The following is a 17815-nucleotide window of genomic DNA, read 5'->3' as shown; positions in this document are numbered from 1 at the left end:
GTCTTCGAACGCTTCGCGGCTCGCGGGATCGCGTCTCGGCGCGCCGCACGTCCGTTCCATGCGTCATGCTTGCCCGATGCGGAGCCTCTTCCGACTCTTTCTTCTTCTCGTCTTTGTCGTCCTCGTCATCCAGTTCGTGCCCTCTGGTCGCGACCACCGGAATCCGAAGACGGTCCGGGAGATCAAGTGGAACGAGCCCGACACGCGGACGCTTGCAGGCGGTGGCTGCATGGATTGTCACTCGAATCTCACGAACTGGCCGTGGTACACGAGCATCGCTCCGATCTCCTGGCTGACGAGCCGTGACGTCGAGGAGGGACGCGCGAAGCTGAACTTCTCGGAATGGCAGCGGCCCCAGGAGGCCGACCTGCAGGACGTCATCGATGTGATCCGCGCGAAGGAGATGCCGCCTCTCTACTACCGCGCGCTTCATGCCGAGGCACGCCTCACGGACACGGAGCGGCAGCAACTCGAGGCCGGTGTCGTCGCGAGCTGGAAGGCCGACCCGCCTGGCCGGTAGCGAGAGAGCCTCCGGGGACGCTGATCGCGTTTCCGGCGGCGACCACGCTGAGCACCCTCCGTTCGTGCCCGGCGAGTCTGTGCTCAGACGCAGCGTCTTTCGCGGTCGCGTTCGTTGGGCCGTCCCGCACCGCTACGTCGACGCGCCGGACGGCCGAGTCGTCCTCTATCGCGCTCCTCGTGCCCGTGGCAAGGCCGAGGGATGTGCTGCTCCGAGTTGCGGGCACGAGGGCGCGTCCGAGGTGGCGCTGGTTCTGCTGCTGCGGGATCGGTAACTGCACAGGCATCAGCCACGGGATCGGGCTCTACCGAGGGCGTTCGTGCTCGTCGGACTGCGCGAGCCGTGCCCGCGCCTCGACGAGCGTGAAGCGCCCCGCGAGGAGGGCGCTCCCGGCGATTGCCGACTCGCAGCCGAGCCCGCGTACTGCGAGCAGATCCTCGAGCGAAGAGATGCCGCCCGCCGCGATCACGGGGAGTGACGCGGTGAGGACGTCGGCGAGCAGTTCGACATCGGGCCCTGCGAGCGAACCGTCGCGCGCCGTGCTCGTCACGAGGAGTCGCGCGACGCCGGCCCTTGCACAATCGCGTGCGAAGTCCGCCGGCGTTGCCTCGGCAGTGCGCGTCCACCCGTCTACCGCAACCTTGCCGTCACGGGAGTCGATCGCGACGACGAGGCGAGCGCCGAACCGGTCGGTGGCGTTCGCGAGGAAACAGGGGGAAAGCGCAGCCGTTCCGACCATGACGCGATCGGCGCCCGCATCGAGTGCGGAGGCGATTACTTCCGGTGTCCGATAGCCACCGCCGACCTGGAGGGGTAGGCCTCCTGCCCGCGCGACCCGTTCGACGAGATCGAGCGTCGGCGTGCCGCTGAACGCACCGTCGAGGTCGACGAGGTGGAGACGGCGGGCTCCCTCGTCGCGAAACCGGCGAGCGAGCTCGACCGGGTCTCCGCCCTCGATCGTGACGGCCTCGCGCCGCCCCTGCGCGAGCCGGACGACGCGCCCCTCGAGGACGTCGATCGCGGGAATCACGTCGAACTCTTGTGTTAGCACGTTATCATGCTACCATGTAGGAGATGGCCCGCACGAACACATCCTCGCAGACCCCTGCCGACCGCTCGCGGCCCGTGGATCCCGAGAAGATGGCCGATGGGATCTCCGAGCTCGCGGCGGCGCTTCGCACGCTTCGAACCGACGGCGAGGTGACGGCGTTCCTGCGCGATCTCTGTACGCGGTCCGAGCTCGAGGCCCTAGCGCATCGGTGGCAGACGGCCCGTCTCGTCGATAAGGGCGTTCCCTACGTGGAGATCGCAGAGCGGGTTCCGACGTCCACGGCAACGGTGACGCGTGTGGCTCAGTGGGTGCGTCACGGCGCTGGTGGCTACCGCATTGCGCTCGACCGGGTGAAGCGATGAGTGCCTTCACGCGCGCAGGCCAGAACGGGAGGCTCACTCTGGCCGTGCCGGCGAAGGGGCGCATGGCGGAGACGACCCTTCGGCTCTGCGCCGACGCCGGTCTTTCCTTCGAGGCGACGGAGCGCTCCCTGGTAGTCCCGTGCGCCAACGCGCCGGTCGACCTGCTGCTCGTCCGGCCGAGCGATATCCCGGAGTACGTCCAGGACGGCGTCGTGGATCTGGGCGTCACGGGTGCCAACCTCGTTGTCGAGGCCGAGGCAGACGTCGTCACGCTCGCAGAACTGGGATTCGCTCGGTGCACGCTTCAGGCTGCCGTTCCGAACGATGCGCCGCAGACCGCAATCGAGAGTCTCGGAGGACTCAGGATCGCCACTGCCTACCCCGTTTCGACGCGAATGCTCCTTGCAGAGCGTGGAGTGGAAGCGGAGATCATCACCGTCTCGGGCTCGGTCGAAGCGACTCCGAGGCTCGGCCTCGCCGATGCCATCGTCGATCTCGTCTCGACGGGTTCGACCGCAAGCGCGAATGGACTGCGTCTGATCGGAACGCTCCTCTCGTCGGAGGCCGTCCTGATCGGCGGTCGATTGGCGGTGCGCGAGCAGGCGGATCTCGTCGAACGGCTCGAGCTGATGCTCTCCGGCGTCGTCGCAGCCCGGCGGCGGCGCTACGTGATGATGAACGCGACGAGCGAGACGCTGCCTGCGATTCGCGCCGTGCTCCCGAGCATGGGCGCGCCCACGGTGCTCACCCTGGCGAGCGAGGGCGACATCGCGGTGCATGCTGCGGTGGCGGCAGACGACGTCTGGTCGTTACTGCCCGCGCTGCGCGATGCTGGGGCGACCTCGATCCTCGTACTGCCGATCGAGCGGCTCGTTCCGTGAGGGGGGCAGGACTCGATGACGCGATCGGCGTCGTCTCACCGATCGTCGCGGACGTTCGGGCGCGAGGCGACGAGGCCGTGCTCGAGTGGACAGAGCGCTTCGACGGCCCTCGCCCGGATGGGTTCAGGGTTTCGGCGGCTGCGATCGCAGAGGCTTCGGTCGACGACGATGTGCTCCGCGCGCTCAGGGCCATGATTCTCGCTGTTCGGACGTTCAGTGAGGCGCAGAGGCCGATCGATACATCCGTCGAGGCGGCACCGGGCATCGTATCGGAGAGACGCTGGCTTCCTCTCGATTCGGTCGGCATCTGCGTTCCGAGCGGTACGTTCCCGCTGCCCTCGTCGCTCGTCATGGCGGCCGTTCCGGCGCTCGTTGCCGGAGTGCGACGCATCGCAGTCGTCACGCCAACACCCGTCCCGGCCACGCTCGTCGTCGCACGCGAGCTCGGCCTCGACGAGGTGTATGCGATCGGCGGGGCGCAGGCTGTGGCAGCACTCGCCTACGGGACGGCCACGATCGAGGCGGTAGACCGGATCGTCGGCCCGGGCAACGCCTACGTCACGGCCGCGAAGCTTCTGGTCTCGACTCGTGTCGGCATCGACATCCCGGCAGGCCCGAGCGAGGTGATCGTGATCGCCGACGGGTCGGCCGACCCGCACGCGTGCGCCGCTGATCTCCTCGCCCAGGCCGAGCACGGCAGCGACAGTGAGGCGCTGCTGCTCAGCACGGATGCCATGCTGTCCGACAGGGTCTCTAAGCTTGTTGCTCAATATGACAACGTCAGCGTCGAGACGGTTGCTTCTCTGGCTCAGGCGCTGGCGCGGTCCGAGGCGTTCGCGCCCGAGCACCTCGAGCTTCACGTTGCCGATCCCGAGGCTCTCCTCACCGGTGTTCGGAATGCTGGCTCGGTGTTCATCGGTGGCTCGGCTGTCATCGGGGACTACGCAGCGGGAGCGACGCACGTGCTTCCCACGGGCGGGCTCGCGCGCTCCTCCGGTGGCCTCGGCCTCGAGACGTTCATGAAGCCCCTGCAGGTCGTTCGGACGACGGCTGCCGGCGCCGAGGCCGCTGCCCGAGTCGTCGGGCCGATCGCGCGGGCCGAGGGGCTGCCGCTCCATGCAGCTGCGGCCGAGCGGGTACTGGGGCGAGCATGAGCACGCGTGCCGATGCCCCGCGTGGTCCCGACGCGATCCCGCTTTCCGACGAGTTCGCCCCCTACAAGTGGGCGGCGACGGTGGATGAGGTCGCCGCGCGCTACGGTCTCGCGGTTGCCGAGGTGCTGAAGTTCGATCAGAACACGCCACCGTTTCCAGGCGTTGCCCAGATCCCTCTTGCCGAGAGCTTCGCGACGGTCGATCAGTACCCGAGCGGCCTCTACCGCGAGCTTCGCGAGGCAGCGGCCGGCTACGTGAACGACCGCTCGGGTACGCACGTGGGGTGGGAGCAGGTCGTGATCGGTGCAGGCGCAGACGACCTCATCATGCTTTGTGCCCGCACGTATCTCGGGCCGGGCCGCACCGCGGCCATGTTCCCGCAGACCTACTCGTTCTACCGCACCGTCACGTTGCTCAGCGGGGCGGATCCCGTGGCGGAGACGGAAGGGGCGAGCCTGATCTGGCGCTGCAACCCGGAGAACCCAACCGGGGAAGTGACGCCAGCATGCGAGCTCGTCGAGCTCGCCCGGCGCCACCCGAGCGCCGCGGTGATCGTCGACGAGGCGTACATCGAGTTCGGCGGCGAGTCCGTCGTTCCCTGGCTCGACCAGTGCCCGAATCTGATCGTCTTGCGCACGATGTCGAAGGCGTTCGGCTACGCGGGTCTTCGCGTCGGCTATGCCGTCGCCGCACCCGACACTGCCGCCGTGCTCGAGGCGCGCCGAGCCCCGGCGCCGATCTCGTCTCCTGTGGCGCGCATCGCAGCGGCCGCGCTCCTCGATCCGCGATACGACCTCGATTCGGAGGTCGAAGAGCGGGAGAGAGTCCGTGCTGCCCTCGTAGCTGGCGGCTTCGACGCCCCTCCTGTGGCCGGCAACTTCGTGTGGATTCGCTCCGACGCCGACCTGGGTGGCGCTCTCGAGGCGAAGGGCATCATCGTTCGCTCGTTTCCGAACGGCATCCGCGTGACCCTCCGACGACCGTCCGAGAACAACGTCTTCCTGACGGCGCTCGGGATCGCGTCAGGCGCTGCGCCGGGGCGAGAGGCGACGATTATCCGTACGAGCACCGAGACGGCACTCCGGATCACGCTCGGCCTCGACGGCAGCGGACGGTCGCACATCCGCACGGGCATCGGCTTCCTCGACCACCTGCTCACGCTGTTCGCGTTCCACTCCGGGTTCGATCTCGCCTGCGTTGCCGGTGGTGACCTCGACGTCGACGAGCACCACACCGTCGAGGACGTCCTTGCGGCGCTCGGAGACGCCCTCCAGCAGGCCCTCGGCACGCGCGAGGGCGTGACCCGCTACGGCTCGGCCGTCGTGCCGATGGATGAGGCGCGCGCGATGGCAGCGGTCGATCTCGTGCGGCGCGCCCATGCGGAGATCTCACTGGCGTTCACGGGCGACAGGGTTGGCGGACTCGCCGTCTCGTTACTTCCTCATGCCCTCGAGCGGTTCACCATGCAGGCAGGCTGCACCGTTCATGTCGAGTCGGCGGGAGCCGACGACCACCACATCGCCGAGGCGACTTTCAAGGCGCTCGGTCAGGCTCTTCGTCACGCTGTCGCCCCCGGTGACGGCGGAATCCGATCCACAAAGGGAATTGCGTGAGGGTCGTCTTCGCCGACTACGGTGCCGGCAACCTCGGTTCGGTGGCCGCCGCCTTCTCGCGTGCGGGCGCGGCGCCCTCGATCACGGTCGATCCCGCCGAGGTGCGCGAGGCGCCACTCGCGGTGATTGCGGGCGTTGGGCACGTGGAGAGCGCGGCGCGTGGCCTCGAGCTGAACGGTCTCGACGAAGCGATTCTCGATCGCGTCACGGCCGGCCGGCCCGTACTCGGCATCTGTGTCGGCATGCAACTCCTCTTCGGCGCGAGCGACGAGGGAGGAACGGGCATGGAGATCCTCGCCGGCCCGGTGCGACGCGTCCAGGCTACCCGGGTGCCCCATATGGGCTGGAACACCCTCGCGGTAACCCAGGCCGCCGATCTCGTCGACGGCCTCGAGGGCGAGGATGTCTACTTCGCTCACAGCTACGCCGTCGAGCCGGCGGACGACGACGTCGTCGTCGCGGTGGCAGACCATGGCGGCAGAATCGTCGCGGCAGTCCAGCGGGGAGCCGTGGCGGGCGTCCAGTTCCACCCCGAGCGAAGCGCTCGAGCGGGTGCCCGCATTCTCGAGAACGCGCTGGCATGGTCAAGAAGCGTGTAATCCCCTGTCTCGATGTCGCCGGCGGGCGCGTCGTGAAGGGTGTCAATTTCGTCGACTTGCGCGAGATGGGTGAGCCGATCGACCTTGCCACGCGGTACTCGGAACTGGGAGCCGACGAGCTCGTCTTTCTGGACATCACCGCGACGCTCGAGGGCCGTGGGCCGATCCTGGGGCTGATCGAGCGTGCCTCCGCCGAACTGACGATCCCGTTCACCGTGGGAGGCGGCGTCACCGGCCTCGACGATGCGCGGTCGCTTCTGCGGGCCGGGGCGGACAAGGTCGCGATCAACCGCGCCGCGTTCGATGAGCCTTCCATATTGACTGCCCTGGCGGATGAGTTCGGTTCACAGGCAGTCGTCTGCGCAATCGACGCGCGAGCAGGTGAGGTCGTCACCCATGCGGGCAAAACCCCCCGTGGACGCGATGCCGTCGACTGGGCCATCGAGGCGGTCGCGCGTGGTGCCGGCGAGCTGCTCGTCACGTCGATCGACGCCGACGGGACCCGCGAGGGGTACGACCTCCCGCTGACGCGCGCGGTTGCGGCAGCCGTCGAGGTCCCGGTGATCGCATCCGGCGGAGCCGGGGAGGCGAGACACCTTGCCGAGGCGTTCGACGTCGGCGCGGAGGCAGCAATCATTGCGTCGATCGTGCACGAGCGACCGGAGCGGCTCCCCGAGTTGAAGATCGAGCTGAAGGAGATGGGATGGAACGTCAGGATCTGAGCGCACGGGAGCTGAAGGCCGCGATTGTGCAGGACGCCGCGAGCGGCCGAGTGCTCATGCTTGCCTGGATGGACGAGGAGGCGCTCCGCCGCACCCGCGAGTCAGGCGAGGCGTGGTTTTGGAGCCGTTCCCGGGAGGAGTACTGGCACAAGGGCGCGACGTCGGGGAACACGATGGCGGTCGTCGAGATCCGCGACGACTGCGACGGCGACGCGATCCTCCTCCGCGTGAACCCGGCCGGCCCGGCCTGTCACACGGGTGCCGAGTCGTGCTTCGCCCCGTGGCTGTGGCGCGTGGTCGCAGAACGTGCAGCGACCCGGTCGGAAGGCTCGTACGTCGTCTCGCTCCTGGACAAGGGCGTTGCAGCCGTTGCGCAGAAGGTGGGAGAGGAGGGCGTCGAGGCCGCTCTTGCCGCCGTCGCGGACACCGACGAGCGCCTCGTCGAGGAGCTCGCGGACCTGTGGTTCCACAGCTACGTCCTGCTCGCTGCGCGCGGCCTCGATCCCGAGCGGGTCGAGGAGGAGCTTCGACGCAGGCACGGAGGCTCCGCGTAACCCGGTTCCTCTCCGCGCCGGCGGAACGCCCGGAGTAACCCGGCGACCGACGCCCCGTCGCTCGCGGCAGGCCAGTTGAGACGTGTTCCACAGGGAGGATGGGCGGCCCGCTCCGTGACGGGCCGAGCGCCACTGAGCCAGGACGGGGCGAGATGCAGTCCTGGCACGGCCACGCAGGTGAGAGGAAAGAGAGGCCGGTCGTTTGCATCTCGAAGTCGTATTTGATTGAATGAAGTATTCATTTAATTTGAAGGGTCGATGAATCCCAGGCAGTACGACATGAGCTCTCGGGAGGTTGCACGCGAGGCGACGCGGCGTCGCATCCTGGATGCGACGCTCGCGCTGCACACCGAGAAGGGGATCTTCGGAACGAGCTGGAAGGACATCGCGCAGCGAGCCGACGTGTCGATCGGAACCGTGTATCGACACTTTCCGACACTGGCAGAGCTCGTTCCGGCCTGCGGCGAGCTGCTCTTCGAGCGAACGGCACCGCCATCCCCCGAGGATGCCCGGGAGGTCATCGGGGACGGTGTCGATCCCATCGCTCGGCTCGAGCGCGCCGGCTCGGCGCTCTTCGCCTTCTACGAACGCGCCGGAGCGCACATCGACAGCGATGCTCGAGAGCGTGAGCTGCCGGATGTTCAGGAGTGGGAGGAGTACCTGCGCGCCACGGTGACGGCCTTCGTCCGCGAGGCAATCCGCGGTCGGCAGATCGACGCGCGGACACTGCAGCTCGTGAGCGTGTTCTACGACTTCCGCACGTACAGCGCGTTCCGGGCGCGGGGAATCTCCTCCAGCCGTGCTGCGAAGGAGGCGTCGCGGATCGTCGCGAGCCGGCTCGGCATCGAGCCTGGACGGAAGGCAACCGGTAGAGCGCCTTCACGCCAGCCAACAAACACCATCGAACGAGAGGAGAAGGAGACATGAGTGCTGTCACGAGTGCCTACGTCTATCGGCCGGGCGAGGCCGAGGTGCGCTGGATGGGAGAGACGTCCACGAGCTTTCTGGCGATGGGCGATCAGACCGATGACGCATTCGCTCTGGTCGACGAGCGAGCACACCGCGGAGAGACCGTTCCGCTCCATCGTCACCCGGATGACAGGGAGTCGTTCTACGTGATCGACGGCGAGATCAGCTTCTACGTCGGGGACGAGCCAGGCGCTCGGGTCGGGGCGGGTTCGTTCGTTCATGTCCCCGGCGGAACCGTTCACGGCTTTCGAATCGAATCGGAGACCGCCCGCTATCTCATCCTTACGACGCCGCGTCACGGGGAGTTCTACAAGGCAATCACGCTGCCGTCGGATACAGGTGGCCTGCCGCCGCGCACGCCGGTCGAGGGAGCCCTGATCGGAAAGGCGGTCGGCGAGTACGGCATCGAGTTCGTCGGGCCGTTACCGGAGGGCCCGTAGCCAATCGCAGAGTGATGACCCGTGGGTGACAGCTCAGCCGAGATCCCATTCGCCTGCGAGCAACCGGGGCACCAGGTCATCGAGCATGCGCAGGGTCATTCCCCAGAGCACATGACCCTCGACGTCGATTCCCTCGACCTCGAGTGGCGTGGAGAAGTACGTCGATCTGAACGGATGCCGCCCGCGGAGCAGGGGGTCTGCGAGCATTGCCACAGCCGGCGTGAGGAGGGCGGCGACCTCCGTCGGCTGTGGTTTCCAGTCGAACGCGGCGGGAACACGCCCGAGGAAAGGGTGCACGCGGAAGCCCGTCTCTCTCGTCTCGACCGGCTCCAGTGTGGCAAGGACATCGACGCTCTCGGGCGGGAGTCCGACCTCCTCCTCGGCTTCACGCAACGCGGTCGCCAGGAAGTCATGGTCGCCCGGCTCCGGCCGGCCACCGGGCAGCCCGATCTGGCCGCCGTGGATACCCCGGTCGGTGCGCACGAGGAGCAGGATTCGAAGGACACCGTCCTCATCCCGGAACACCGGCGCAAGAACAGCCGCATCCTCGAAGCTCGCCGTGATCAGACCTCGGCCCGGAGCAGATCGGCGATCGTCTCGCGGGTCCGGATGAGGCGCGCCGCTCCGTCGCCCACGAGGACGGCGGCGGGGCGCGTGACCCCGTTGTAGTTCGATGCCATCGCGAGCGTGTACGCGCCAGTGGCGGGCACCGCCAGGAGATCGCCCCGATGCGGGGTGGGGAGGGCGACATCGTCGATGAGGACGTCCCCCGACTCGCAATGCATGCCCGCGATGCTGACGTGCTCCCCCGCGCGCTCGTCTGCGCGCGTCGCGGAGACGGCTGTGTAGACAGCCTCGTACAGCTGTGGCCGCGGGTTGTCGGACATGCCGCCGTCGACGGCCACCCACGTGCGCTCCGGCAATCGCTTGACCGCGCCGACCCGGTAGAGCGTGACGCCCGCGGTGCCGACGAGAGAGCGGCCCGGCTCGAGCCAGATCTCCGGAGTCGGCAGGCCGGCCTCCCTAAAGGCGGTCTGGGCGGTCTCGACCGCTCCGGCCGCCAGGGTCGCCGCATCGGGGGCGTGCTCGTCGGTGTTGTGACGGATCCCGAACCCGCCACCGAGATCCGCGACCTTCGGTACCCAGCCGAGCGAGTCCCGACATCCCGCGGCGAACGAGGCGAGCCGGACGATCGTCTCGGCCTGTGCGTCGAAGTCAGCGAGCTGCGAGCCGATGTGGACGTGGAGTCCGAGAACGTCGAGGCCACACTCGAGCGCACCCTCGATCAGCGATCGCGCCTGGGTAACGGGCAGACCGAACTTCGATCCATGATGGCCGGTGCGGATTGCTTCGTGCGTGTCCGCGTCGACGCCGAGGGTCACCCGCACCAGAACCCGCTTCACGCCCGCGGCGGCGGCGAGCTCGGCCTCGTCCGGCGCGTCGAGCACGACCGTTGCGCCCTCGGCTCCCGCCTCGGCGAGGAGTGCCGCATCCTTGTTGTTGCCATGGACGATGATCTCGTCTCCCCGAAATCCCGCCGCCCGTGCGAACGCCAGCTCGCCCGTCGACGCGACGTCGACCCCGAGCCCTTCCTCACGGAACAGCTTCAGGACGGCCACGTTCGAGAACGCCTTCGCTCCGAAAGCGACGTGGCCGCCAGTGACGGCCGCCCTGAGGGATCGAGCGCGGGCGCGGAGCGTCTCCTCGCAGTAGACGACGAGTGGCGTGCCGAACTCGGCCGCGAGCTCATCGGCAGTCAGCCCGCCGAGGGTCAGCGTTGCGCCCTTGATCCGTGCCGAATCGGGAAAAAGGTCGAGCACGTCGTGGTCGACGCCTCCCACTAGACCGTCGCGGCTGCCGCTTCGTATCCGGCCCGCATCGCGTCGAGTGGGATCGCCGCGTAGTCCTCCGCGTGCCCTGCCTGCCCGAAGTCGTGCATCCGTCCGGCGATCAGCTCCTGCATCGCCGCACGGGCTGGCTTGAGATAATCGCGTGGGTCGAACTTTTCCGGTGACTCGGCGAAGACCTTGCGGATTGCGCCGGTCACGGCAAGACGGGAATCGGTGTCGACGTTGATCTTGCGAACTCCGTTCCTGATCCCGAGCTGGATCTCCCCGATGGGTACGCCCCACGCAGGATTGAGCGCACCGCCGTAGCGGTTGATCTGCTCGACGAGCTCGGGAGGCACGCTCGACGAGCCGTGCATCACGAGGTGTGTCTCGGGCAGTCGACGATGGATCTCCTCGATCAGGCTCATTTTCAGCACCTCGCCGTCGGGTGCCTGGGCGAACTTGTATGCGCCGTGGGAGGTTCCGATGGCGACGGCGAGCGCATCGATGCCCGTGGCGGCCACGAACTCGACCGCCTCGTCGGGATCGGTGAGATGTACTTCACCCGAACCGTGCCCATCCTCGATCCCACCGAGCGTGCCGAGCTCACCTTCGACCGTGACGCCGCGCGCGTGTGCGTACGCGACGACCTCCTTCGTGACGGCGACGTTGTACTCGAACGACGCCGGGGTCTTTCCGTCTGCCTCGAGCGATCCGTCCATCATCACGCTCGTGAAGCCGAGGTCGATGGCAGAGAAGCACGTCTGGGGCTCGTTCCCGTGGTCGAGATGTAGCGAAACGGGAATTTCCGGGTAGAGCTCGACCGCTGCCTGCATCAGATGCCAGAGGAAGAGGTCGTTCGTGTACGACCGTGCGCCCCGCGACGCCTGGATGATCACTGGCGAGGACGTCTCACGAGCGGCCTCCATGATCGCCTGGATCTGCTCCATGTTGTTGACGTTGAATGCTCCGACGCCGTAGCCGCCACGTGCGGCTTCGTCGAGGAGTTGGCGCATCGAGACGAGCGGCATCTTCCGGTCTCCCTGTGTGGTGGACGTCTTCGATTCCAGCGTACTCACCCGCAACGGCGTCGGCGGCGCGAAGCGGTTGGTCGCGTGTGACGGGCAGTGGTAGGATGAGAAAGATGGTGCTGCTTCTTCCATAGATCAGGAGACAAGTGCGGCGGGAGCCGCAGCGATCTCCCCTGAGCCTCTCTCGCGAGAGGCTTTTTTGTACCCGGATTCTGGGCCCCGACGACGAACATGACGGAGACGATGGAGCGCTACGAACCCCAATCGATCGAATTGAAGTGGCAGAAGATCTGGGCCGACGAGCAGGCCTCTCACGTTCCGAATCCGGATCCGGCGGAGATCGCCGCAGGAGAGGTCAGGAAGTCGTACGTGCTCGAGATGCTCCCGTACCCGTCGGGCAACCTGCACCTGGGTCACATGCTCGTCTACACGATCGGCGACGTGGTCACGCACTTCCGACGTCGTAACGGCTTCCGGGTGCTCCACCCGATGGGTTTCGACGCATTCGGGCTGCCGGCCGAGAACGCGGCCATCAAAGAAGGTGGGCACCCGCGCCCGATCACGGAGCGGAACATCGTCAATATCCGCGCTTCGATGCGCCGGATTGGCTGGTGGCACGATTGGCCCCGCGAGCTTTCCACCCACGATCCCGGCTACTACCGCTGGCAGCAGTGGCAGTTCCTCCGCTTCCTCGAGCGTGGTCTCGCGTACCGCAAGGGCGCGCCCGTGAAGTGGTGCCCGAACGACCAGACGGTCGTCGCAAACGAGCAGGTGCTCGCCGACGGCACCTGCGAACGGTGCGGCGCGCTCGTCGAGTCGCGGGTGATGGAGCAATGGTTCTTCCGCATCACCGACTACGCTCAGGCGCTTCTGGACGACCTCGAGACTGTTGATTGGCCGGAGTCGATCAAAGCGCGTCAGCGCAACTGGATCGGTCGCTCCGAGGGAGCAGAGGTCGCCTTCCGGATCGACGAGTGGGACGAGGACGTGACGGTGTTCACGACGCGTCCGGACACGCTTTACGGCGCGACGTTCTTCGTGCTGGCCCCCGAGCACGAGCTCGTCTCGCGAGTCGACTCGGAGGAGGTGCGGGCATACGTGCGCCGCGCCGCCGCGAAGAAGACGGAGGAGCGGGCCGCAGCGACCGAGAAGACAGGCGTCTTCACGGGACTGCACGTCGTCAACCCGGCGAACGACGAGCGGCTGCCGGTGTACGTCGCGGATTACGTCCTCTCCGACTACGGCACGGGCGCGATCATGGCCGTGCCCGCCCACGACACCCGCGACTTCGAGTTCGCGGAGACGTTCGGGCTCCCCGTGCGGCAGGTCATCCGTCCCGTCGACGGTGACGGCGACGTCGAGCTTCCCCATGCGTCGCACACCACGGGCGAGGTTCTGGTCAACTCGGGTGACGCCGACGGGCTGCCAGCCCCGGAGGGCGGGCGCAGGATCGTCGAGCGGCTCGAAACGGAAGGAAAGGGCCGCTTCACGATCAACTTCAGGTTGCGCGACTGGGGCTTCTCGCGGCAGCGCTACTGGGGCTGCCCGATCCCGATCGTCTACTGCGACACGTGCGGCATCGTCCCGGTCCCGGACGACCAACTTCCCGTCGTGCTGCCGGAGGTCGAGGACTACAAGCCGCAGGGCAAGCCGCCGCTCGCGCAGGCAGAGGACTGGGTGAACGTGCCATGTCCGCGCTGCGGCGAGCCCGGTCGGCGCGAGGTCGAGACGATGGACACGTTCGTCGATTCCTCGTGGTACTTCCTGCGCTACTGCGACGTGGACAACGACGAGGCTCCGTTCTCGCGCGACATCGTCGATTTCTGGAATCCGGTCGACCTCTACATCGGTGGCGTCGATCACGCGACGATGCACATGATCTACGCGCGGTTCTGGACAAAGGTGCTGAACGACCTCGGTTACCTCGGCTTCCGGGAGCCGTTTCGCAGCTTCTTCTCGAACGGGTGGGTGACGCTCGGGAACACCAAGATCTCGAAGCGCTCGGGCGCAGCAGTCGGGCCGGACACGTTCGTCGAGCGCTATGGCGCCGACTCCCTCAGGATGTGCATCCTCTTCCTCGGCCCCGCGAACGAGGACATGGAGTGGACGGAGGAGTCAGCCGAAGGCATGAGCCGGTTCATTCGGCGTCTGTGGCGGGTCGTGCACGAAGTTGCGGCGAGCGCGCCGCATGGCGAACCGGAGAACGGGTCGCTTGCCCGCAAGGCGCACGCGGTGATCGCAAAGGCGACCGACGACATCGGCCGCCGCTACGCCTTCAACACGGGCATCTCCGCGGTCATGGAGCTCGTCAACGACCTTTCGAAGGATCCGTCGGGCAAGGACGCGCGTTTCGCGGCCGAGACCGCTGTCTCGCTGATCCAGCCGTACGCCCCGCATGTCACCGAGGAGCTCTGGGGCGTGCTAGGCAGGGAGCGGCTGTGGGAACAGCCGTGGCCGGTGGCCGACCCCGCACTTCTCGTCCGGGATGAGGTCGAGATCGTGGTGCAGGTGAACGGCAAGGTTCGGGACAGGCTTACTGTCGCTGCGACGATCGAGGACGACGACCTACTCGCGCTTGTGCTCGCGTCCGAACGCGTGCAAGCGCACGTCGCCGGCAAGGAGCTCAGGAAGACGATCGTCGTGCCGGGCAAGCTCGTATCACTCGTCGTCTGAGGCCCGCCGGGCGCTTCGCGACGGTGTCTAGCGGGCCTGGCGTTCCCTCGTTTCCTCGCGGACGGTGACGGGCGGGCCTGCAGCCAGCAGGCCGGTGCGAGAAGTGGCCGAGATCCTGCGGCGAGGAAGAGACGCAAGCTCCCGTCTCGAAAAGGAGGCGCAGGCGGAACTCGGGTGAGCTGCAGGCGCCGGGTCAGACGTGCATGATCAACGCCTCGGTTGGCCCAGTGCAAACGTGATCTCACCCGAGCTCACCGCGCAGACGGGCGGGTACTTGGCCGCCTCGATCCTGATCGTGCCGCTCCGGGCACGGTCGAAGGTGTCCTCGAACGTCGACAACGGGGCGGTCGCGTAGCGGCGCACGCTCCTCGTTCGGCGATTGCTCGACAGGTGGGCGGCTCCAGACTCTAGCGAACAGGTGTTCGGAGACGCAAGCCCTCCTTCCGATCCGTGTGGAGAAACCGGCACGATCGCGGCGCACATCTGGCTCGAACACGCCACAGTTCAGTTGCCATTATTGACGACATGATTCTCGAGAGGCTTCCCCGGCGGCACACCGCCATCCTTCTCGTCGTCTGTCTGTGCGTGCTCGGCCTCGTTGGGAAGCGCCTCGCAGCAGCGGGGACGGCGCGGACTCCTGCGCCTCAGGCAGCGGCGTTCGACCAGGTGGAGGCGACCGACGGGACTGCCGCTGTTCCGAAGCTCGTCGTGTACGTCGTCGGTGCCGTACGTCGCGCTGGCCTCGTTCGACTCCCGGAAGGTGCGAGAGTTGCAGACGCGGTCGAGCAAGCAGGCGGCCCGACCCGGCGAGCGGATCTTGCTCTCGTGAACCTGGCGGCGCCGGTGGCGGATGGGCAACAGGTGATCGTTCCCGCCCGTGTCGTGGCGGGATCGTCCGCGGGCACGGGTGCTGCACCGAGCTCCGGGACGGTGAGCCTTGCGAGCGCGACGCTTGAGCAGCTCGACGAGCTGCCGGGCATCGGGCCGGTAACTGCGCAGAAGATTCTCGATTGGCGGCAGTCGCACGGAGCGTTTCGCTCGGTCGAGGATCTCGATGCGATCCCGGGAATCGGCCCTGCACGCGTCGAGCAGCTTCGGGGGCTCGTCACGCCGTGACTGGCCTCCGCAACGCGCTCGATCGTGGCTGGCCGGCTGTTCTGCTCGCCACGCTTGCTCTGGGCCTGTCAACGGCGAACTGGTTGTCGTTCCCGCGTCTCGCTGGTGTCGTCGCCGGGGTTACGGCAATCGCGGCCTCCTTCGCCCTCCCGGCATCGGTGCGGCTCGGCCTTGCTGCCCTCGCTCTGGGCTCCGCCGGGCTCTGGTGGGGAGGCCTCCGCCTCCACGAGCTCGATCGCAGCGTGCTCGTAGCGCGAATCGGTGAGCCATCGAGCGCCCGGGTGGTTGTCAGCGGGACACCATCCCGGTCGCCGTTTGCGATCAGAGTTCTTGCGGAGGTTCGGCGGTTCGACGGCGTTGCCGTCCGGGAACGCGTACTTCTGGAGCTGCCCGCCGGTCGCGCGCCTCCTCAGGGATCCGTGCTCGAGCTCCGAGCGCGCCCGGTCGCCCCGCGCGGGCCCGAGACCGGCTTCGACGAGCGAGGCTGGCTCGAACGGAAGGGAATTCACGTCGTTCTCCACGCGAGCGGCTCCTGGCAGATCGTCGGCCGGCGGGGCGGGATCGGAGGCGTCGGCGACCGGCTGCGCACGTCAATTGCCAGAGCGCTCGCGCTCGGAACATCGAGCGAGCGTCGATCGCTCGTGACCGGGGTCGTGCTCGGAGCGGACGAGGGGATCGACCCGGATCTTCGCGACGCATTCAAGACCTCTGGTCTCTATCACCTACTCGCCGTCTCGGGTCAGAACATCGTGTTCATCGGCTTCGGAGTTCTCGGCCTGGCGTACGTCCTCGGTCTCCCGAGGGCCGTGGGCCACTCACTTGCGATCGTCGCGATCCTCGCATACGCCCTCGCCGTCGGGTGGCAACCGTCGGTGGTGCGTGCCGCGGTGGCCGGCTGCCTCGCCTCGCTGGCCTGGCTCCTTTCACGCCCGAGCGATCGCTGGCACACAATGGCAGTCGGGGCGGTGGTGCTGCTGGCATGGACGCCACGATCGTTGCTCGAGCCCGGCTTCCAGCTCTCGTTCACAGCCGTCGCGGCGATCTTCCTCGTCATGCCCCGTCTGCGGCCGATCTACGAGGGATATCCGCTGCCGCGCTGGCTCGTTGAGGTCGTCGGCATCTCTACCGCCTGTGGGCTCGTGACGGCGCCCATCCTCTTCCTCCAGTTCGGCACCATTCCCCTGTGGACCGTGCCGGCGAATGCTCTCGCCGAACCGGCGATGCCGCTGCTGCTCGGCGCCGGTCTCGCGGCCGCGATCATCGCGCCCGTGATTCCGCCGGCAGCGGTCGCGCTCTCCTGGATCGCCGGGGGAGCTGCAGCGTGGATCGCGTTCTCGGCGCGCTTCATCGCGTCGCTCCCGTACGCACAGACATCATCGAGGACTCTCGTCCTCGCCCTCGCAGGCACGATCGGCGTCGCCGCTGCCCTCCGGGCCCTTCCGCGCTATCGGCGTCGGGCGGCCGTCGTCACCGCTCTAGCAGTCGTCCCCCTCTGTGCTGTGAGTTGGTGGGCGCTCCATCCGCCACCCATGTGGTCGCCGCCGGCGGGGCTACGGGTCACATTCCTCGATGTCGGGCAGGGAGACGGCATTCTCCTCGAGACGCCGCAGGGAGCAATGCTGGTCGACGCCGGGCCGCCCGAGGCCCGAGTGGATCTCCAGCTGGGGCGGATGGGGTTGACAACACTCACGGCACTCGTCACGACGCACGCGCACCGCGACCACGTCGGAGGCGGCCCGGCCGTGCTCCGTCGCTTGAGAGTCGGGCAGGTAGTCGATCCGATGCAGCCGGGTGTCGGATCCGACGAACGTGAGCTGCGCCGAACGGCACGCCTGCTCGGCGTTCCTCTGGTTCCGGCGCGGGTCGGGCGGACGTACTCGCTCGGGCTGCTGCACGTCCGCATCCTCTGGCCAGACCGCGCCGGCTCGAGCGGCGAGGATCCGCACCTGCATGGCGCTGTGCTCCTCGTGAGCTACGGGTCGATCGACCTGCTCCTCACGGGGGACTCCGAGTCGGACGTGACTCGATCGCTTCCACTCCGTCAGGTAGAGGTACTCAAGGTCGCGCATCATGGCTCGGCGGATGTGCGGCTCGACGACTTGCTGACCACACTTCGGCCGCGGGTCGCGGTGATCTCCGTCGGCGCCCACAACGACTACGAGCACCCGCGGCCCGAAACGCTCTCCACCTTGCGACGCAGGGCCGGGATTGCCGTGTATCGCACGGACGAGCACGGTCGGGTCGTGCTCGAGTCCGACGGGAGGTCGCTGACCGTCCGTACGGACCGTCCAGTACGGTAAG

18 protein-coding genes are annotated in these 17815 nt (G+C 67.7%); 13 read left to right on the top strand and 5 right to left on the bottom strand.

All coding sequences use genetic code 11. From position 1 onward, the window contains the following. Positions 1-76 precede the first annotated feature (76 nt). A complete protein-coding gene (locus ABIR74_RS07030) occupies positions 77-520 on the top strand; it encodes a heme-binding domain-containing protein (RefSeq protein ID WP_348176411.1) in 444 nt (147 codons plus the stop codon). A gap of 304 nt (positions 521-824) precedes the next feature. Here the strand turns inward: ABIR74_RS07030 and ABIR74_RS07025 are convergent, their stop codons facing one another. Then, positions 825-1571 (bottom strand): 1-(5-phosphoribosyl)-5-[(5-phosphoribosylamino)methylideneamino] imidazole-4-carboxamide isomerase, encoded by a 747-nt coding sequence (locus tag ABIR74_RS07025; protein ID WP_348176409.1) that lies wholly within the window; start codon positions 1569-1571, stop codon positions 825-827. An 89-nt stretch (positions 1572-1660) separates the two neighbouring features. On the opposite strand from ABIR74_RS07025, the gene ABIR74_RS07020 reads away from it, so the two are divergent. The 9 genes from ABIR74_RS07020 to ABIR74_RS06980 all read left to right on the top strand — a co-directional run bounded on the left by ABIR74_RS07020 (position 1661) and on the right by ABIR74_RS06980 (position 8865). Continuing rightward, the gene (locus ABIR74_RS07020) at positions 1661-1933 is read left to right on the top strand and encodes a YerC/YecD family TrpR-related protein (RefSeq protein ID WP_348176461.1); all 273 of its coding nucleotides are present in this window, start codon (positions 1661-1663) and stop codon (positions 1931-1933) included. Next, positions 1930-2814: an ATP phosphoribosyltransferase gene (gene hisG / locus ABIR74_RS07015; RefSeq protein ID WP_348176406.1), complete on the top strand. Its 885-nt coding sequence runs from the start codon at positions 1930-1932 to the stop codon at positions 2812-2814. The genes ABIR74_RS07020 and hisG overlap by 4 nt, the downstream gene beginning before the upstream one ends. Then, positions 2811-3968 (top strand): histidinol dehydrogenase, encoded by a 1158-nt coding sequence (gene hisD / locus ABIR74_RS07010; protein ID WP_348176403.1) that lies wholly within the window; start codon positions 2811-2813, stop codon positions 3966-3968. The genes hisG and hisD overlap by 4 nt, the downstream gene beginning before the upstream one ends. Next, a complete protein-coding gene (locus ABIR74_RS07005; protein WP_348176400.1) occupies positions 3965-5581 on the top strand; it encodes an aminotransferase class I/II-fold pyridoxal phosphate-dependent enzyme in 1617 nt (538 codons plus the stop codon). Before hisD ends, ABIR74_RS07005 begins: the two co-directional genes overlap by 4 nt. After that, a complete protein-coding gene (hisH, locus tag ABIR74_RS07000) occupies positions 5578-6180 on the top strand; it encodes an imidazole glycerol phosphate synthase subunit HisH (RefSeq protein ID WP_348176398.1) in 603 nt (200 codons plus the stop codon). The genes ABIR74_RS07005 and hisH overlap by 4 nt, the downstream gene beginning before the upstream one ends. After that, positions 6162-6902 (top strand): HisA/HisF-related TIM barrel protein, encoded by a 741-nt coding sequence (locus ABIR74_RS06995; protein ID WP_348176395.1) that lies wholly within the window; start codon positions 6162-6164, stop codon positions 6900-6902. Before hisH ends, ABIR74_RS06995 begins: the two co-directional genes overlap by 19 nt. Then, the gene (hisIE, locus tag ABIR74_RS06990; protein ID WP_348176392.1) at positions 6884-7456 is read left to right on the top strand and encodes a bifunctional phosphoribosyl-AMP cyclohydrolase/phosphoribosyl-ATP diphosphatase HisIE; all 573 of its coding nucleotides are present in this window, start codon (positions 6884-6886) and stop codon (positions 7454-7456) included. Before ABIR74_RS06995 ends, hisIE begins: the two co-directional genes overlap by 19 nt. Positions 7457-7735: 279 nt before the next feature. Then, entirely contained in the window at positions 7736-8383 is a 648-nt protein-coding gene (locus ABIR74_RS06985) for a TetR/AcrR family transcriptional regulator (RefSeq protein WP_348176389.1), read from the top strand. Continuing rightward, positions 8380-8865 (top strand): cupin domain-containing protein, encoded by a 486-nt coding sequence (locus ABIR74_RS06980; protein WP_348176387.1) that lies wholly within the window; start codon positions 8380-8382, stop codon positions 8863-8865. The genes ABIR74_RS06985 and ABIR74_RS06980 overlap by 4 nt, the downstream gene beginning before the upstream one ends. Before the next feature lie 33 nt (positions 8866-8898). On the opposite strand, the gene ABIR74_RS06975 is transcribed toward ABIR74_RS06980, so the two are convergent. The 3 genes from ABIR74_RS06975 to ABIR74_RS06965 are packed head-to-tail and all read right to left on the bottom strand — an operon-like array spanning position 8899 to position 11725. Then, positions 8899-9429 (bottom strand): CoA pyrophosphatase, encoded by a 531-nt coding sequence (locus ABIR74_RS06975; protein ID WP_348176458.1) that lies wholly within the window; start codon positions 9427-9429, stop codon positions 8899-8901. Next, positions 9429-10706, bottom strand: coding sequence for a diaminopimelate decarboxylase (lysA, locus tag ABIR74_RS06970; RefSeq protein WP_348176384.1), 1278 nt, complete (start codon positions 10704-10706; stop codon positions 9429-9431). Before lysA ends, ABIR74_RS06975 begins: the two co-directional genes overlap by 1 nt. Then, complete coding sequence (locus ABIR74_RS06965; protein WP_348176455.1) at positions 10706-11725, bottom strand: ketose-bisphosphate aldolase; 1020 nt, start codon at positions 11723-11725, stop codon at positions 10706-10708. Before ABIR74_RS06965 ends, lysA begins: the two co-directional genes overlap by 1 nt. A 231-nt stretch (positions 11726-11956) precedes the next feature. Here ABIR74_RS06965 and leuS point away from each other — a divergent pair, with 231 nt between their 5' ends. Beyond that, positions 11957-14398 (top strand): leucine--tRNA ligase, encoded by a 2442-nt coding sequence (leuS, locus tag ABIR74_RS06960; RefSeq protein ID WP_348176381.1) that lies wholly within the window; start codon positions 11957-11959, stop codon positions 14396-14398. 207 nt (positions 14399-14605) lie between these two features. Here leuS and ABIR74_RS06955 read toward each other — a convergent pair whose 3' ends face one another. Beyond that, entirely contained in the window at positions 14606-14761 is a 156-nt protein-coding gene (locus ABIR74_RS06955) for a hypothetical protein (RefSeq protein ID WP_348176379.1), read from the bottom strand. A gap of 162 nt (positions 14762-14923) precedes the next feature. Here ABIR74_RS06955 and ABIR74_RS06950 point away from each other — a divergent pair, with 162 nt between their 5' ends. Then, positions 14924-15514, top strand: a complete 591-nt coding sequence (locus tag ABIR74_RS06950; protein WP_348176377.1) for a ComEA family DNA-binding protein — start codon at positions 14924-14926, stop codon at positions 15512-15514. After that, entirely contained in the window at positions 15511-17814 is a 2304-nt protein-coding gene (locus ABIR74_RS06945; RefSeq protein ID WP_348176374.1) for a ComEC/Rec2 family competence protein, read from the top strand. The genes ABIR74_RS06950 and ABIR74_RS06945 overlap by 4 nt, the downstream gene beginning before the upstream one ends. The last annotated feature ends 1 nt before the right edge of the window (position 17815 follow it).

Source organism: Gaiella sp. (assembly GCF_039915195.1).
In the GTDB taxonomy this organism is placed as follows: domain Bacteria; phylum Actinomycetota; class Thermoleophilia; order Gaiellales; family Gaiellaceae; genus Gaiella.
This window is presented reverse-complemented; position numbering and strand designations above follow the sequence as displayed.

Excerpts from the sequence above, each read along its gene's own strand:
- ABIR74_RS07030 (WP_348176411.1), top strand. The coding sequence starts at position 77 with ATGCGGAGCCTCTTCCGACTCTTTCTTCTTCTCGTCTTTGTCGTCCTC.
- ABIR74_RS07020 (WP_348176461.1), top strand. The coding sequence starts at position 1,661 with ATGGCCGATGGGATCTCCGAGCTCGCGGCGGCGCTTCGCACGCTTCGA.
- hisG (WP_348176406.1), top strand. The coding sequence starts at position 1,930 with ATGAGTGCCTTCACGCGCGCAGGCCAGAACGGGAGGCTCACTCTGGCC.
- ABIR74_RS07005 (WP_348176400.1), top strand. The coding sequence starts at position 3,965 with ATGAGCACGCGTGCCGATGCCCCGCGTGGTCCCGACGCGATCCCGCTT.
- ABIR74_RS06995 (WP_348176395.1), top strand. The coding sequence starts at position 6,162 with ATGGTCAAGAAGCGTGTAATCCCCTGTCTCGATGTCGCCGGCGGGCGC.
- hisIE (WP_348176392.1), top strand. The coding sequence starts at position 6,884 with ATGGAACGTCAGGATCTGAGCGCACGGGAGCTGAAGGCCGCGATTGTG.
- ABIR74_RS06985 (WP_348176389.1), top strand. The coding sequence starts at position 7,736 with ATGAGCTCTCGGGAGGTTGCACGCGAGGCGACGCGGCGTCGCATCCTG.
- ABIR74_RS06980 (WP_348176387.1), top strand. The coding sequence starts at position 8,380 with ATGAGTGCTGTCACGAGTGCCTACGTCTATCGGCCGGGCGAGGCCGAG.
- ABIR74_RS06965 (WP_348176455.1), bottom strand. The coding sequence starts at position 11,725 with ATGCCGCTCGTCTCGATGCGCCAACTCCTCGACGAAGCCGCACGTGGC.
- leuS (WP_348176381.1), top strand. The coding sequence starts at position 11,957 with ATGACGGAGACGATGGAGCGCTACGAACCCCAATCGATCGAATTGAAG.
- ABIR74_RS06950 (WP_348176377.1), top strand. The coding sequence starts at position 14,924 with ATGATTCTCGAGAGGCTTCCCCGGCGGCACACCGCCATCCTTCTCGTC.